Here is a 15,089-nt window from a genome sequence, read left to right on the forward strand (position 1 = left end):
TAAGGCGCCGGGCAAATCCTTTCACGCAAGCATATAGCCCGGACACCGCATGATCAGACTGGAAAGCATCAGCAAGCAGAACGGCCGTCAGCTTGTCTTCATCGAAGCGTCGGCGTCCCTGCAGAAGGGCGAGAAGGTCGGCCTCGTCGGGCCGAACGGCGCCGGCAAGACGACGCTGTTTCGCATGATCACCGGCCAGGAGCAGCCCGACGAAGGCCAGGTGCAGGTCGATCGCGGCGTCACCATCGGCTATTTCAGCCAGGATGTCGGCGACATGGAAGGCCACAGCGCCGTGGCCGAAGTGATGAACGGCGCCGGGCCGGTGTCCGAAGTCGCGGCCGAGATGGCAGCGCTCGAGGCGGCCATGGCCGATCCCGACCAGGCCGACCAGATGGACGAGATCATCGAAAAATATGGCGAGGCGCAGCACCGCTTCGAGGAACTCGACGGTTATGCGCTGGATGGCCGCGCCCGCGAAGTGCTGGACGGTCTCGGCTTTTCGCAGGAGATGATGGACGGCGATGTCGGAAAGCTGTCCGGCGGCTGGAAGATGCGCGTGGCGCTGGCGCGTATTCTGCTCATGCGGCCCGACACCATGTTGCTCGATGAGCCATCGAACCATCTCGATCTGGAGAGCCTGATCTGGCTGGAGTCCTTCCTGAAGAACTATGATGGCGCGCTGCTGATGACCTCGCACGATCGCGAGTTCATGAACCGCATCGTCAACAAGGTGGTCGAAATCGATGGCGGTTCGCTGACCGCTTACTCGGGGAACTACGAATTCTATCAGCAGCAGCGGGCGATCGCCGACAAGCAGCAGCAGGCGCAGTTCGAGCGCCAGCAGGCGATGCTGGCCAAGGAGATCGCCTTCATCGAGCGCTTCAAGGCGCGCGCCTCGCATGCCGCACAGGTACAGAGCCGGGTGAAGAAGCTGGACAAGATCGACCGCGTCGAGCCGCCGAAGCGCCGCCAGACCGTGTCCTTCGATTTCCTGCCGGCGCCGCGCTGCGGCGAGGATGTCGTGACGCTGAAGAACGTCCACAAGGGCTATGGCAGCCGCACCATCTATGAGGGGCTCGATTTCCAGGTCCGCCGCCGCGAGCGCTGGTGCATCATGGGGGTCAACGGCGCCGGCAAGTCGACGCTCTTGAAGCTGGTCGCCGGCGCTTCCGAGCCCGACACCGGCACGGTCGCGCGCGGGCCAAGTGTCAAAATGGGTTATTTCGCCCAGCACGCGATGGAAGTGCTGGAAGGCGAGCGCACCGTGTTTCAGACACTGGAGGACGCGTTTCCGCAGGCCGGCCAGGCGCCGCTCAGGGCACTTGCCGGCTGCTTCGGTTTTTCCGGCGACGAGATCGAGAAGAAATGCCGCGTGCTGTCAGGCGGCGAGAAGGCGCGGCTGGTGATGGCGCTGATGCTGTTCGATCCGCCCAACCTTCTGGTGCTGGACGAGCCGACCAACCATCTCGACATCGCCACCAAGGAGATGCTGATCACCGCGCTGTCGCAGTATGAAGGCACCATGCTTTTCGTCTCGCACGACCGGCATTTTCTGGCGGCGCTTTCCAACCGCGTGCTGGAACTGACGCCCGAAGGCATCCACACCTATGGCGGCGGCTATACGGAATATGTCGAGCGGACGGGGCAGGAAGCGCCGGGGCCCAGTAGCTCAACTTCCGTGGGGGGGGGGCGGGGGCCACCCGGGCACCGCCCCTTGGATATCGTCCGTGTGGGAATGACCGCCTTACTCGAACGAGATGGCCATGCCGCTGAGGTCGGCGTTGACCTGCAGACCGACCTGCTTGCCCGAGAGTTCGAGTTGGGCACCCTTGTCGTTGGTCATGAGGATCACCTGGGCGCCCTTGCCGATCGTGCCGCCGCCGCCGGCCGCTCCGTAGACCCCGGTCACGTCGCGGGCGCGTCTGATGTGACGCACGGTGCCGCGGAAATATGTCTTGGACACGCCGAAGGCCAAGCCTCCGGACACGGCGCCGATCGAGATCGGGTAACTCTTGCCATGGAATGTGAAGGTGCCCTTGCCTCCGGAACCACCGACGAAGAAGGCCGCCTTGTAGACGGAGAAGCGGATCGTGCCGCTGTCGGCATGCGCGGCACTGGCAAAGCCGATGCTCGCGGTGGCGATGGCGGCAACCGCGATGGAACGAAATCCGGATGAAATCTTCATGGTGAGAACTCCTCAATGTCGCCGCTTTGCCGGCCGCAGCGTGGGATCAAAGTTACAACTGAACAGTCTCGCCCGTGATTTGGTTCCAGGCCCCGCGATTTGGTTCCAGGCATGGGTTCGAATCCGGGCGGGCTGGAGGGCCGGGGAGAGGGCGGCGGGTTGCGGAGGGTGGGGAGGCGCCCGACCGCAGCTATCGCCTTGTGGGATGAAGAGGTTTATGCAGGCCCTTCAAAAGGCTCAGGAGAGGCTTCGGATGAGAATCGCAATCTGCCTCGCATTGACTGCGGCAGTGGCTGGATGCGCGACCTCTCCGGTCGACTATGAGGCGTCGCTTTCGCGGACCGACCAGAAATGGGCTTCGCCGGCATGCCAGCAGGCCCGCATGGCGGCTTCGGATTACGAGGCTCGCGAGAAAGAGCATCCGGGGTGGGGTTTCGGCGTCCTGCTTGGTCCATACTCGATGGGGCTCGTCGCAGCCATCAAGGAGAATGAGCAGAAGCAACGAAAGCTGTTCGCCCGCGAGGTGCACCTGCAATGCTCAAGCCTGCCGCTGCCGAAGGAACTGCAGGGCGATTTGAACCCTGGCGTGCCGCCGACGAAGTATCCATAGCCCTGCCGCGCCTTCCCGGCCCCAAAGGCACCGGGGCTGCGAAGCGGCGCGAGTGGAGAGCCGCCGTTGGACCTAAGCAGTCATGGCGCGATCAACATCAGCCAGTAAGTGCCAAGCAAGTCACCACTTGACCCGCAAGCCCAGTGAACCGGTCAGCGCATGACTGTCACCGAAGTCTTTGAGGCCCGTCCGGGCGGCGGCTTCGCCGAACACCGAGAACCTGTCGTCGGCCCAGTTGATCGTGCCGCCAATACCGAGGCCGCCCCAGAGTTGCTCGTTGCGGTTCGAAAGGGTGCTGCCGGCGAGGTCGACAGATGAGCCATCCTCAAAGTCGTAATAGAGGTTGGCGATGCCGTAGAGATTCGTGTGGCCGGCGCGGCCCGTGCGGTCCTGCCACTGCGTCTGATGGCCGAGCGAGAGGCCGAGGCGGCCAAGCAGGCTGTCGTTGGTGCCTGGGGTGACCCTCGCGCCAAAGGCGTCGGTGAAGGCGTCGAGGTCGACCGACGACCAAGCCAACTGGGCTTGCGGCGTCAGCGACCAATTGGGATCGAGCATGATGCGTTTGCCCGCTTCGACGCCGAGCGCGTAGCCGACACCGTTGTTGCCGTCGACGAGCCGCTGTCCGGCGGTCGCCGAATCGAGATTGCTGTCGTACCAGATCACCTGCGCCTGGCCGTCGAGGTAGAAGCCTTCCGCGCCGTACCAGGTCAGCGAGCCGGAAACCCCGGTGCCGGTGCTGTCGATCGACCCGCTGCCGAAGACCGACGAGACGTCGGCGGACACGGTGCCATACTGGAAGGCGACGCCGCCGATGAGCTGGCCGGCCGCGCTATCGGACAAAAGCATGTCGGCGCCGGTCTGCAGCCTCCAGGTCGATGTGTCATATGTCGTTGCGGTGGTGGAGCTTTCCGGATCGTAGGAGCCGCTGGTGCCCTCGATCCTGCCCCACAGCCCGATACCGGCCTCGGCCTTCACCTCGTCGGAGATTCCGTCGGCGCCTTGCGCTTCGATGGTCCAGGACCGGTTGCCGAGCCGCTGCTGCAGCGTGCCCAGCTGGTTGAAGGTCTGCAATACGCCCGCATAGGCCTCATAGAGCGGTGCGCCTGCCTGATAGAGCGGAGTTCCGGGTCCACCGCCATCGATCAAGGCAGAACGCAGATACCAGTCGCCGTCGCCGGTCGTGCTCGTGCCGTCCTGATAGAGCCTGTAGGCATAGGCGCCGCCGACCACCGCCTGATCGCCTTCGAAAGTATAGTTGCCCTTTAGCGAGAAGCTGCCATTCGAGACGCCGCCGACATCGACGATCTTGATGCCTTCGACCGTCTGCGCCCCGCCGCCGCCGAGATTGACAACCTGGAGCGTACCCGTGCCTGACGTATCCCCGGCGATAACCAGCATGTTGGTCTGCGAGTTGTCTGCACCCAGGGCGGTGCCGATGAGAATGTTGCCGCCATTGCCGACATAGTCGCCGCTGACGGTCAGCTTGCTTCCAAGGCTGCCGGCAATGCCCACGGTCCCGGCATTGGTCAGGCCAGCAATGGTCTGCGAAGTGCCGGCGAGATCGAGCGTGGCGCCTGAGGCGACCGAGAACTGCGAGGAGGAACTGAATGCGTTTTCTGCGCCTGCGGCAAGCGTGCCGCCGCTGACCGATGTGGCGCCGGTAAAGCCTGAGTTGCCGGACGCGAGCACCAGGGTGCCCTGGCCGTCCTTGATGAACGTGCCGGCACCCGAGAGCACGCCGGCATAGCTGGAGTTGGCGACCTGGTCGAAGGTGAAGGAGTTGCCCGCGCCGATAGAGACATCGCCACCGAAGCGCTCGGCCGCCGAGACGAGGCCACCCTGGTCGACGGTCCAGTCGAGCAGCGAGGTGCCGGCTAGCTTCAGCGTGCCGGCACCGTCCTTCACCATCGTGCCGGTGCCGGAGATATCGCCGGCAAAGCTGGCATCCGCCACCTGGTCGAACACGACAGTGCCGGAATTGCCGATGTCGCCACGGATCGAAGCCGCGTTGCCGACCAGCGTGCCGGCACTCACCAGCGTGTTGCCGCCATAGCTGTTCGTTTCGGTCAGCGTCAGCGTGCCGGCGCCGGTCTTGGCAAGATTGCCGGCACCCGAGATCGCGCCGGACAAAGTGAGGTCGGCCAAGGTGTCGAAGGTACCGCCGGGCGCCGCAAGCGTGATGTCTCGCGCCGAGGAGAAGACGGCGGTGTTGCGCAGCGTACCGCCGGAGAGGTCAGGTCGCCGGCGGCGTCGCCGAGATTGTTGTCGGCCGCAACCGAAAGCACGCCGCCCGAGACGGCCGTTCCGCCTGTGTAGGTGTTGGCGCCCGACAGCACCAGCGTGCCGGCATCGGTCTTGGTCAGGCTGCTCGCCCCGGTCAGCACGGAGGCGATGGTGGCGGTATAGCCTGCTCCGGCCAAGGTGCCGTCGCCGACCCGAATGATGCTCTCGCCGCCAGCGCCGGCAAGCGTGATGGCGTCTCCCTCGATGCGATAGCCGTCGGCGGCGAACTGCATTCCGGTGACCGCAAGCTCGCCAGCGCTGTCGTCGGCGCTGACGGTACCGCCAAGTGTCTGGAAGATGGCGAAACCGGGCTGCGGCTTCATCGCGCCTGTCACCAAGCCGGTGCTCGTCGTCCAGTTCGGGCTCGTCGCCGTCCAGGTGCCGTTGCCACCGTCGACCAGATTGTTGTTGGCATTCCCGGCCGCGTCACCGTCCCAGAACAACAGGTCATTGCCGGCGCTGCTGACCAGATTGACCTGGTTGGCGACCGAGGTCTGCACCGTCAGGTCGGCTGTCGTTACGCCGGCCGGCAGATTGCCCAACTCGAGGCCGTTGTCGGTCAGCGCGCCGCCATAATTGATCAGCCGGTAGACACCGGGGCCGAAGCCGCCGACATCGGTAATGTCGAGGCTGCCGTCCAGCGTCAGGTTTCCGGTCACCTCAATCAGGTCATTGACGCCGCCGCCGACAATGCCGGCTTGGCCAAGCTCATAATCAAGGATCGAGCCGGAGCTCAGGCTGAGCGATCCGACCGTGAGGGTGCCAGGGCTGGACCCCGGCGCCAGCATGCCGCCATCGGCGATGATGACCGCGCCGCCGATCGAGCCGGAGCCGCCCAGCGTCGCACCGCTGTTGACCGTCGTCTGCGAGCTGCCGAGCGAACCCTCGACGACAAGCTTGCCGGCCTCGACCGTCGTCGGGCCGCTGAGAGTGCTGGTTCCCGTAAGGCTCAGATTGCCAAGACCCTGCTTGGTAAGGGAGCCGCTGCCATCCATGGAGCCGGCAAAGGTGGCGTCGGTCGGCTGGTCGAAGACGAGCGCTCCGTCGTTGAGGATTCCGCCGGTGCCGAGGCTCGAGGCTTGACCGGTCAACGTGCCGCCGGTGATCACCGTGCCGCCGCTGTAGCTGTTCAGGCCGGTCAGTGTCGTGCCGCCCGAGCCCTGCTGAACCACCGCGCCGCTGCCTGAGATCGCACCACCGACGATCAATGCATCTGAGCGGTTGAATGCCAGCGTGCTGTCGTTGAGGACATTGCCGACAATGCTGCCGCCCTCGCCGACTTGGAGCGTGCCGTTATTGATGACAGTGCCGCCGGTGTAAGTGTTGGCGCCCGACAAAACCATCGTCCCGCCGCCTGCTTTCGTGAGACCGCCTGCTCCGGAGATGACATTGCTGAGCGTGAGGATCGTGCCGACATCAGTCAGAAACGTTCCGCCTCCTGTCAGGGCGATTGTCCGGCCGCTGGTGATGTCGGCGGTCGTCTGCAGTGTGCCGCCACTGAAGGTCAACCCGCCGGAGGCGGCGCCCAGATTGTTGTCATTCGAAATTTGCAGGGCCCCGCTGCTCAAAGTCCAGGGCGTAAGGGCGGTCGTCGTCCCCGTCAGTGTCCAGGTGCTGCTTCCTGTCTTTTCATACAATCCGAAGCCGTCGTATTTGGCGCCAGCGCCGATCTTGGACACATCAAAACTGGCGCTGCTGTCGCCGCCCAGCTTGAAAGTGTCGGCAGTGCTGAATGCAACCACATTGCCGCCGATTACCGAGCTCGCTTGAAGCTCCAGAGAATTAACTCCGCCTGTGAACTCGATAGCCTTGCCGGTGATCGGAGTTCCACCACCGGCGCCGACGGCGCCGCCGCTGATCGTGCCCGCATTGATAACCGCGATGTTGGCGCCCTTGATCCCCGCTGCGCCATCGCCGCCTGCCAAGGAGCCCTGGCCGCCACTGCCGCCAATGATCGTCGCACCTTGATTGTTGATGACGGTTCCACCTGAAAGCAGCAGAACAGCGGCGCCACCGTCCCCACCGCCGCCGAGAACAGTTCTTCCGCCGGCGCCCCCGAGCAAATTCCCGCTGTTCTGGATTGTCCCGCCGCCGATCAGGACGATGGCAGCCGCGCCGCCGCCACCACCTGATTGGACCCCAACTGTGGAGAGACTCGTGCCGCCGGTAACCCTGCCGCCCGCCTCTACAAACACGTTTGCGGACGAGAATATGCCGACGCCGCCACCACCGCTGCCGCTTTGGCCATTGTTCCCGCCTCGGCCGCCAGTGCCACCACTTACCGATCCTGTACCAGTGACGGTAACGTCGGCCGTCGCACTGACGCCCACTCCGCCACCGCCACCGCCGCCGCTCCTGACGACGCCGATCGCACCAGGTGAGCCTGATGCGCCCGCCCCGCCGCTGATGCTGGTGGAAATAGTACCGTCTGTGGAGATGACCAGACCCGTAGCACCAGTCGCACCGGCAACGCCATTAGGATTACTGGCTGTGGTAGTTAACGATCCCGATCCCCCAGCCGCACCGTTGCCCGTCGTGAGGTCAATGCCACCGCCACCGCCACCGGCAGCCGCCCCATTGGGGATACTCTGACCCGTGGCGCCCGCTAGTGCACCGTCAACCCCACCTTGTCCAGCATTCACACCGGCGCCATTGCCGCCATCGGCCCAAGCCGGCGCGGCGCTCAGCGCAAGGGTGACCGTAAGAATTGCAAGGGCGGAAGCGCTGCAGCGAAGCGACACGTCCTGCTGCAAGCGCGCGAGACGCAAAACCCAAATCCCGTCGCGCGCCAAAATCCGCTCCGCCATGCCTATGCTCCCTGATTCCTGAGTGCGCCGAAGGCAGCATGAAAGCTATTCGCCCGCAAGACGTTTATAGTCATGAGAGCTACCAAGAAGCTAACGGTGAGCAGTAAAATCAAGTCTGCGACGTTTGAGTGACAGATAATACGTCGATATTAGATCTAGCTTATCAAAGAGACCTTACGGAATCGCGAGAACAATCTCGCCGCATAGTCTGCAGGGAAATTTTCGGAGCTCCTGGCCCTCAGCCGATCCCATCGAGTGAGCTCGAAGGCTGCCCAGCGCAAGCCGGGTGGACAGAGCGTCATCACTGGACCGGGATTTCCCCCTCACGCCATACCCCTGTCGCCGCGGGGGCCTCAGCGATGTCAGCTACTGGGATGCGGCTACAGTCTGTTCGATGACCGACATGAGGCGCGAAGCAGACTTCCTCCCGGTCGGACGCAATAGCGCTTCGTAGAATTACGGTGACAGTGCACTTTTGCCCCGCCAGCTATCCGCTCACCCCCCCGCCAGCCTCGGCAACAAAAAAATCTCCGCCCCCTCCGGCAGCTTCTTCGACCACGTATCGCGATAGATCGTCCCGTCGATCGCAACCGCGATTCCTTTGTCGATCCAGGGCTCAAGGCCGGGATACTGTTCCGCCAGCTTCCTGAACAGTTCCCTTATGTCCTTGGCCTCGATCTCGACCTTGCTGTTGCCTCCGGCGGTCGCGGCGAGCGAGCCCCAGAGCGTTACTTCGACCATTCGCGAGACCCCTATTCGGGATGGAGCATGATGTTATCCGAAAACCGCCTCGCACTTTTCGGCATCATGCTCTAGCCGCCTCGATCGCCGCCAGGATGCGCGGCGGCGACATCGGGATGTGCGTCATGCGCACGCCCGCGGCGTTCGACACCGCATTGGCGATCGCCGCCAGCGGCGGCACGATGGACGTCTCGCCGACGCCGCGCACCCCGTAGGGGTGGTTGGGGTTGGGAATCTCCAAGATCTGCGTGTCGATCATCGGCAGGTCGGAGCAGACCGGGATGCGGTAGTCGAGGAAGCCGGCGTTCTGCAGCCGTCCGTCCTTGCCGTAGATATACTCCTCGTTGAGCGCCCAGCCGATGCCTTGCGCCGCACCGCCCTGGTACTGTCCCTCGACATAGGTCGGGTGCACCGCCTTGCCGGCGTCCTGCACGACCGTGTAGCGGATGACCCTGGCGGCGCCGGTCTCGGGATCGACCTCGATATCGCAGATATGGGTGGCGAAGGAGACGCCGGCGCCATCGGCGACGAGCTCGCTGTGGCCGGCGATCGGTCCGCCGGTCTTGCCCGACTCGACCGCGATCTCCTTCAGCGACAGCTTGCCGAGATTGCCGTGCTTCTCGCCCTTGGCGATCGCATGGCCTTGTTCCCAGACCACGTCGTCGACGGAAATGTCCCACATCTGCGCGGCGCGCTCGCGCAGGATCAGAATCGCGTTGCGGGCGGCCGAGATCGTTGCCATGGAAGACGAGAAGGTGCCGCGGCTGCCGTCCGTCATGTCGTTGTAGCCGAGGCTGGACGTGTCGGCGACGATCGCCTTGACCTGGGAATAGTCGATGCCGAGTTCCTCCGCCGCCACCAGCGACAGCGACGCGCGCGAACCACCGACATCGACCGTGCCGACGGCAAGCGAGACCGAGCCGTCCATGCCGATGTTGAGGTCGGTGCAGGTCTGGCCGCCGAAGTTGAACCAGAAGCCGCAAGCCATGCCACGGCCCTGGTTTTTGCCCAGCGGCGCCTTCATGTGCGGATGGCCCTTCACCGCCTCGAGCGTCGGGCCGATGCCGATCGGGCCGTAGACCGGGCCGTAGGAGGATCTTGTGCCTTCCTGGGCGGCGTTCCTGATGCGGAAGTCGACCGGGTCCATGCCGATCTTCTTGGCCAGCTCGTCGACAGCACTTTCCACCGCGAACGCCGCCATCGGCGCCGAGGGCGCGCGATAGGCCGCGGTCTTCGGCCTGTTGACCAGCACTTCGTAGCCGACCGTCTTGACGTTATCGAGCTTGTAGCAGGCGAAGGCCGTCATCGCGCCGATCTCGGCCCAGGAGCCGGCATACGGGCCGCAGCTGTAGCGCAGCGTCGCTTCGGCGGCGGTGATCGTGCCGTCCTTGCGGGCGCCGATCTTGACGTCGATCGAGGTGGCACTGGTCGGGCCCGAGGCGCGGAACACCTCGTCGCGGGTCATCACCAGCTTCACCGGCCGGCCGGCCTTGCGCGACAGCGCCAGCGCCACCGGCTCGGCCCAGACATGGGTCTTGCCGCCGAAACCGCCGCCGATCTCCGAGGAGGTGACGCGCAGTTTCGAGGCTTCCATGCCAAGTAGCTGGGCGCAGTGCTGGCGGTAGACGAAATGGCCCTGCGTGCACACCCAAAGGTCGGCGGTGCCGTCGGAGCTGAAATTCGCCACGCAGGCATGCGGCTCGATATAGCCCTGGTGCGTCTGCTCGGTCTTGAAGGAGCGCTCGACGATGAAGTCGGCGTGGCCGAAACCCTGATGGACATCGCCATGGCCAAACTGGCTGCGCTTGGTGACGTTGGAGGGTTTGACCGGCTTTTCCTCAAGACCCTCGGTGAAGATGGCATCATTGATCAAGGGCGCCGTGTGCTTCGCCGCCTCGTCGACATCGGTGACATGCGGCAGCAGCTCGTACTCGACCTCGATGAGCTTCAGCGCCTGCCTGGCGGTGCGGGCGTCGATCGCAGCGACCGCAGCCACCGCGTGGCCGTCATAGAGCGCTTTCGTGCGCGCCATGCAGTTGTCGAGGACGTCGTACATGGCGGCATCGCCATCGGTGAGGTCCGGCAGGTCGGCCGCGGTGATCACCGCCTTCACGCCGGCGAGCTTTTCCGCCTTCGAAATGTCGATCTTGACGATCCTGGCGTGGGCGTGCGGGCTTCTGAGAACACGCCCGATCAGCTGGCCGGCCATGTTGAAGTCGGCGCCGTAGCGCGCGCGGCCCGTCACCTTGTCGATGCCGTCGGGACGGATCGGACGCGTGCCGACGGAGGCGAATTTACGTCCGGAAAAACGTGGATCGAAATTCATCTCAGGCTCCCTTCATCACGATGGCCGCGTCCTGGACGGCGCGCACGATCTTGTCGTAGCCGGTGCAGCGGCAGAGGTTCCCGGCGAGGCCGAAGCGGATTTCTTCCTCGGTCGGGTCGGGGTTCTTGGCCAGGAGGTCCTTGGCCGCGATCAGGAAACCCGGCGTGCAGATGCCGCATTGCAGCGCCGCATGCTCGAGGAACTTCTGCTGCAGCGGGTGCAGCGTGTCGCCATGGGCCATGCCCTCGATGGTCTCGACGCGCCGGCCTTCAGCCTCGGCGCCGAGCACCAGACACGAGCACACCAGCCGGTCGTCGAGGATGATGCTGCAGGCGCCGCAGTCGCCGGTGCCGCAGCCTTCCTTGGCGCCCGTCAGCCCCAGCCGATCGCGCAGGACGTCGAGCAGCGTCTCGTCCGGCTGGCACAGGAACTCGACGTTGTCGCCGTTGATTGTGGTTGAAACTGCTACACCAGCCATCATTTGCCTCCCGCACGTGCATAGGCGGTCGTGGCGGCCCGCTTGGCCAGCACGCCCGCAACTTTTCTTCTGAATTCGATGGTGCCGCGCTTGTCGTCGATGGGCCGACAGGCCCCCGCGCAGACCTTGGCGAGCCGCTCCAGCGTCGCTTCGTCCAGCTTGGAGCCGATGAGCACCTCCGCCGCCTCTTCGACCAGAAGCACCGTCGCCGCCACGGCGCCCAGCGCCACGCGGGCCGATTTGACCACACCGTGCTCATCGAGCGTCAGGTTCACGCCGGCGCTGACCACCGCGATGTCCATTTCGGTGCGTGGAATGAAACGCAGATAGGCATCGCCCGAGCGCGGCGCTTGGCTGTCGAGCAGGATCGCCTCGATGATCTCGCCTTTGGCGAGTGACGTCTTGCCCGGCGCGGTCGGCACGCTCTGCACGGGGATCGTGCGCCGGCCCGCCGGCCCGACGACCACCGCCTTGGCGCCGGCGGCAACCAGCGCCGGCACGCTGTCGGCGGCCGGCGATGCGTTGCAGAGATTGCCCACGATGGTGCAGCGTCCCTGCACCTGCTTCGATCCGATCAGCTTGGCCGCCTCGACGACACCGGGCCATGCCTTCCTGAGCGCGGTGTTCTCCCCCAGGACGGCGCAGGGAACCGCCGCGCCGATGCTGAAGCCTTCAGCCGTTTCCCGGATCTCGCTCAAGCCATCGATCGCCTTGATGTCGACGATCAGCTCTGGTTCGGCAAAGCCGCCCTTCATCCTGACCAGGAGGTCGCTGCCTCCCGCGAGGATGGCGGCCGTACCAGCCGACCCGGCCAACTGGCCAACGGCATCTTCTATTGAAAGCGGACGTATGTAGCGCATCGTCTCCCCTTGGTCATCGCGATTTCAGCGACCGTTATAAACAGTCTCCTCATAATGGCTATCCGGTTCCTCATCTGCGGCGATTAGGCCAGGCGCCGCAATATCCAGTCCAACAGACCGAAAGTGGCGCACTGAATGGCAGCAACCGGCTTTGAGACGAGTTTCGTGAAACTTCGGTTGTGGATCAAGTGCGCTCATTCGCTTTTGTCCGCCATTGGACCCGGAACGGCCTTTAGGCCGGGCAGAGCCGCTGCCTGGCCGCCCCGGCTGAAGCCCCTGTGTTCGGCAACCGCCCGAAACGCCTGCGGCGGCTGGCCAAGGGTACGCAGGAAGGCGCGCCGCATGCGGCCGGGATCGCCAAAACCGGCGGTTTCGGCGATGCGCTCAAGCGGGAGATGGCTGGTCTCGATCGCCGTTCGGGCCGTCTCAAGGCGCATGCGCTCTACGGCTTTTGCCGGCGTGACGCCGGTCTCGGCGGTGAAGGCGCGGGCGAAGTTGCGGGGACTCATGGCCGCGTGATCGGCCAGGCATTCGACGGTCAGCGGTTCGGCCAGGTTTGCCCGCACCCATTCGATCAGCGCGGCAAAGCGCCCGGTTCGCCCGCCCAGCTCGACGAAGGCCGAGAATTGCGACTGGCCGCCCGGCCGGCGCTGGTGCACGACGATCTGCTGCGCGGTGCGGCGCGCCACCTCAGCGCCAAGGTCATCTTCGACGAGGGCGAGCGCCAGGTCTATTCCGGCCGAGATGCCGGCCGACGTCCAGATGTCGCCATCCCTGATGAAAATACGCTCGGCATCCAGCCTGACCTTCGGGTAGCGGCGGTGGAAGTCGTCGCTGCTGGCCCAGTGCGTGGTCGCGCGGCGGCCGTCGAGCAATCCCGCCTTTGCCAGCAGGTACGCGCCCGTGCAGACGCTGCTGATGCGCCGCGCCGAGGCGCGCCTCAACCAGGCGACGATCTCGTCCATCGCCTCCATGGAGCGGATGATTTCGCCGCCCGATACGATAACGGTGTCGAAAGGGCCGTCGCGCAGAGGCCTGGTGAGGAGCTTCAGACCCGAAGAGCTTTCAACGTCGCCGCCGCCGGGCGCCAGCAAAACCAGCTCATAGTTGTCCGGGCGGCAGCGCTCCGCAATCTCGAAGACTGTAGTCGGCCCGGCCGCATCCAGAAGCTGGAAACCGGGGTGAACGACGACGGCAACTTGCCTGCGCATGGCAGTATTCGCCCGATTTATGTCATTTCGGACGAAACGTAACGCCGTACCCTCGTCGTCAAGCCATCTGGAGATCGGACCCCATGAGTTGGCGACTTGCGTTGTGGAGCAGTGCCGGTGCCGCCGGCCTTGTCGTGGCGGAGCACGGATTGCTACGCCAACTGGCCCACAGGGCGCTTGCTAGCGCCAGCCACGGTGCCCGCACGGCCGACTTCGTCGCCATGCAACTCGAATATCCCGGGTCGGGCGCATCGCGGTGACGATGCCGTGCTGAAGCGACGGCGGGTGTGTGGCCGTCTTCCGAGCACCGATTTTTCACAGCAAGGGAGTGACTGATGAAAGCATTGATCGCCGGGGCCGGCATCGGCGGCCTCACCACTGCTCTGTTCCTGCATGAGGCAGGCATCGAGGTCGAACTGTTCGAGCGGGCCGACGACATCCGCGAACTTGGCGTCGGCATCAACATGCTCCCGCACGCTGTCAAGGAGTTGGCCGGGCTTGGGCTGATGCCGGCGCTCGACGCGGAGGGGGTGAGGACACGCGAGCTTGTCTACACCAACCGCTTCGGCCAGATCGTATGGCAGGAATTGCGCGGCATCGATGCCGGCTATGAGGTTCCGCAAATCAGCATTCATCGCGGCAGACTGCTGGGGCTGATCCACAGGGCCGTGGTGAGCAGGCTTGGCGGCGACATCATCAATACGGCAAGCCTTGTCGATGCCTTCGAGCAGAGCGAAGGCGGGGTCGTGGCGCATTTCCGCCGGCATGACGGCTCGCGAGGCGAGGCGCATGGCGACCTGCTCATAGGCGCTAACGGGATCCATTCCACCGTCAGGGCCGTGCTCTATCCCGAAGAAGGGCCGCCGATCTGGAACGGCACGATGCTGTGGCGCGGCGCCACGCCATGGCCGGTCTGGCGCGACGGGCGCACCATGGCGGTTGCCGGCGGCAATTTCGCCAAGTTCGTGTATTATCCGATCGAGCCGGATCGCCAAGAGCCGGAGACCAGGCTGACGAACTGGGCGGTGATGGCCAATACCGGTGATAGCGGCACATCACCGCTGCGTCCCGGCGACTGGAGCCGCCCGGGCGTGATCGACGATGTGCTGCCCTTCGTGCGCGACCGGTTTCAGCTTGATTTTGTCGACCCTGCCTCGATCATCCAGGCAACGGATGGCTTCTACGAATATCCGAACTGCGACCGCGACCCGCTGCCGCGATGGTCGTTCGGGCGGGTGACGCTGCTCGGCGATGCGGCGCATCCCATGTATCCGGTCGGGTCGAACGGAGCCAGCCAGGCAATACTCGACGCCGGCTGCCTCGCGATGCATCTGGCCGCGGGACCAACCGTCGAAGCCGCGCTCGCGCGATATGATGGGGAGCGGCGGCCGGCCACATCGGCCATCGTGCTGGCCAATCGGCAAGGCGGGCCGGAAGCGGTCATAGACTTGGTCGAGGCCCGGGCGCCGCATGGCTTTGATGACATCGACGCCGTCGCTTCGCGCGAAGAACGCAAGAGCGTGGTACGCGGCTATGCGTCCCTGGCCGGGTTTGCAAAACCGAATTGACCGGGAGCGGGCGTTTTTGC

11 protein-coding genes and 1 pseudogene are annotated in these 15,089 nt (G+C 64.8%); 4 read left to right on the forward strand and 8 right to left on the reverse strand.

The window, feature by feature from the left end; all coding sequences use genetic code 11:
* Positions 1–49: 49 nt before the first annotated feature.
* Positions 50–1,660, forward strand: a pseudogene (locus NKH95_RS18365) (ABC-F family ATP-binding cassette domain-containing protein); the annotation flags it as partial.
* Between the two features lie 84 nt (positions 1,661–1,744).
* Here the strand turns inward: NKH95_RS18365 and NKH95_RS18370 are convergent.
* Entirely contained in the window at positions 1,745–2,185 is a 441-nt protein-coding gene (locus NKH95_RS18370; RefSeq protein WP_127255770.1) for a lipid-binding SYLF domain-containing protein, read from the reverse strand.
* A 253-nt stretch (positions 2,186–2,438) separates the two neighbouring features.
* On the opposite strand from NKH95_RS18370, the gene NKH95_RS18375 reads away from it, so the two are divergent.
* Complete coding sequence (locus tag NKH95_RS18375) at positions 2,439–2,795, forward strand: hypothetical protein (RefSeq protein ID WP_352892353.1); 357 nt, start codon at positions 2,439–2,441, stop codon at positions 2,793–2,795.
* A gap of 120 nt (positions 2,796–2,915) precedes the next feature.
* Here NKH95_RS18375 and NKH95_RS18380 read toward each other — a convergent pair whose 3' ends face one another.
* The 7 genes from NKH95_RS18380 to NKH95_RS18410 all read right to left on the reverse strand — a co-directional run bounded on the left by NKH95_RS18380 (position 2,916) and on the right by NKH95_RS18410 (position 13,501).
* A complete protein-coding gene (locus NKH95_RS18380) occupies positions 2,916–4,940 on the reverse strand; it encodes an autotransporter family protein (protein WP_352892356.1) in 2,025 nt (674 codons plus the stop codon).
* Positions 4,868–7,408, reverse strand: coding sequence for an autotransporter-associated beta strand repeat-containing protein (locus NKH95_RS18385; protein ID WP_352892357.1), 2,541 nt, complete (start codon positions 7,406–7,408; stop codon positions 4,868–4,870). The genes NKH95_RS18380 and NKH95_RS18385 overlap by 73 nt, the downstream gene beginning before the upstream one ends.
* 972 nt (positions 7,409–8,380) lie before the next feature.
* Positions 8,381–8,626 (reverse strand): MoaD/ThiS family protein, encoded by a 246-nt coding sequence (locus NKH95_RS18390; RefSeq protein WP_027035223.1) that lies wholly within the window; start codon positions 8,624–8,626, stop codon positions 8,381–8,383.
* Positions 8,627–8,690: 64 nt separating this feature from the next.
* Positions 8,691–10,952 carry a xanthine dehydrogenase family protein molybdopterin-binding subunit gene (locus tag NKH95_RS18395; protein ID WP_352892359.1) on the reverse strand — a complete coding sequence of 754 codons (2,262 nt, stop codon included), beginning with the start codon at positions 10,950–10,952 and terminating at the stop codon, positions 8,691–8,693.
* A 1-nt stretch (position 10,953) separates the two neighbouring features.
* Positions 10,954–11,430, reverse strand: coding sequence for a (2Fe-2S)-binding protein (locus NKH95_RS18400; RefSeq protein ID WP_352773997.1), 477 nt, complete (start codon positions 11,428–11,430; stop codon positions 10,954–10,956).
* Positions 11,430–12,290, reverse strand: a complete 861-nt coding sequence (locus NKH95_RS18405) for an FAD binding domain-containing protein (protein WP_023813349.1) — start codon at positions 12,288–12,290, stop codon at positions 11,430–11,432. The genes NKH95_RS18400 and NKH95_RS18405 overlap by 1 nt, the downstream gene beginning before the upstream one ends.
* Positions 12,291–12,484: 194 nt before the next feature.
* A complete protein-coding gene (locus NKH95_RS18410) occupies positions 12,485–13,501 on the reverse strand; it encodes a GlxA family transcriptional regulator (protein WP_352892361.1) in 1,017 nt (338 codons plus the stop codon).
* 83 nt (positions 13,502–13,584) lie between these two features.
* On the opposite strand from NKH95_RS18410, the gene NKH95_RS18415 reads away from it, so the two are divergent.
* The gene (locus NKH95_RS18415) at positions 13,585–13,761 is read left to right on the forward strand and encodes a hypothetical protein (RefSeq protein ID WP_023813351.1); all 177 of its coding nucleotides are present in this window, start codon (positions 13,585–13,587) and stop codon (positions 13,759–13,761) included.
* 75 nt (positions 13,762–13,836) lie between these two features.
* On the forward strand, positions 13,837–15,069 hold the full coding sequence (locus NKH95_RS18420; protein WP_352892367.1) for a flavin-dependent oxidoreductase: 1,233 nt from the start codon (positions 13,837–13,839) through the stop codon (positions 15,067–15,069).
* Positions 15,070–15,089: the final 20 nt, after the last annotated feature.

Source organism: Mesorhizobium sp. M0848 (assembly GCF_040319805.1).
In the GTDB taxonomy this organism is placed as follows: domain Bacteria; phylum Pseudomonadota; class Alphaproteobacteria; order Rhizobiales; family Rhizobiaceae; genus Mesorhizobium.

Coding starts and splice junctions, on each gene's coding strand:
- NKH95_RS18370 (WP_127255770.1), bottom strand. CDS start 2,185: ATGAAGATTTCATCCGGATTTCGTTCCATCGCGGTTGCCGCCATCGCC.
- NKH95_RS18375 (WP_352892353.1), top strand. CDS start 2,439: ATGAGAATCGCAATCTGCCTCGCATTGACTGCGGCAGTGGCTGGATGC.
- NKH95_RS18390 (WP_027035223.1), bottom strand. CDS start 8,626: ATGGTCGAAGTAACGCTCTGGGGCTCGCTCGCCGCGACCGCCGGAGGC.
- NKH95_RS18395 (WP_352892359.1), bottom strand. CDS start 10,952: ATGAATTTCGATCCACGTTTTTCCGGACGTAAATTCGCCTCCGTCGGC.
- NKH95_RS18400 (WP_352773997.1), bottom strand. CDS start 11,430: ATGGCTGGTGTAGCAGTTTCAACCACAATCAACGGCGACAACGTCGAG.
- NKH95_RS18405 (WP_023813349.1), bottom strand. CDS start 12,290: ATGCGCTACATACGTCCGCTTTCAATAGAAGATGCCGTTGGCCAGTTG.
- NKH95_RS18410 (WP_352892361.1), bottom strand. CDS start 13,501: ATGCGCAGGCAAGTTGCCGTCGTCGTTCACCCCGGTTTCCAGCTTCTG.
- NKH95_RS18415 (WP_023813351.1), top strand. CDS start 13,585: ATGAGTTGGCGACTTGCGTTGTGGAGCAGTGCCGGTGCCGCCGGCCTT.
- NKH95_RS18420 (WP_352892367.1), top strand. CDS start 13,837: ATGAAAGCATTGATCGCCGGGGCCGGCATCGGCGGCCTCACCACTGCT.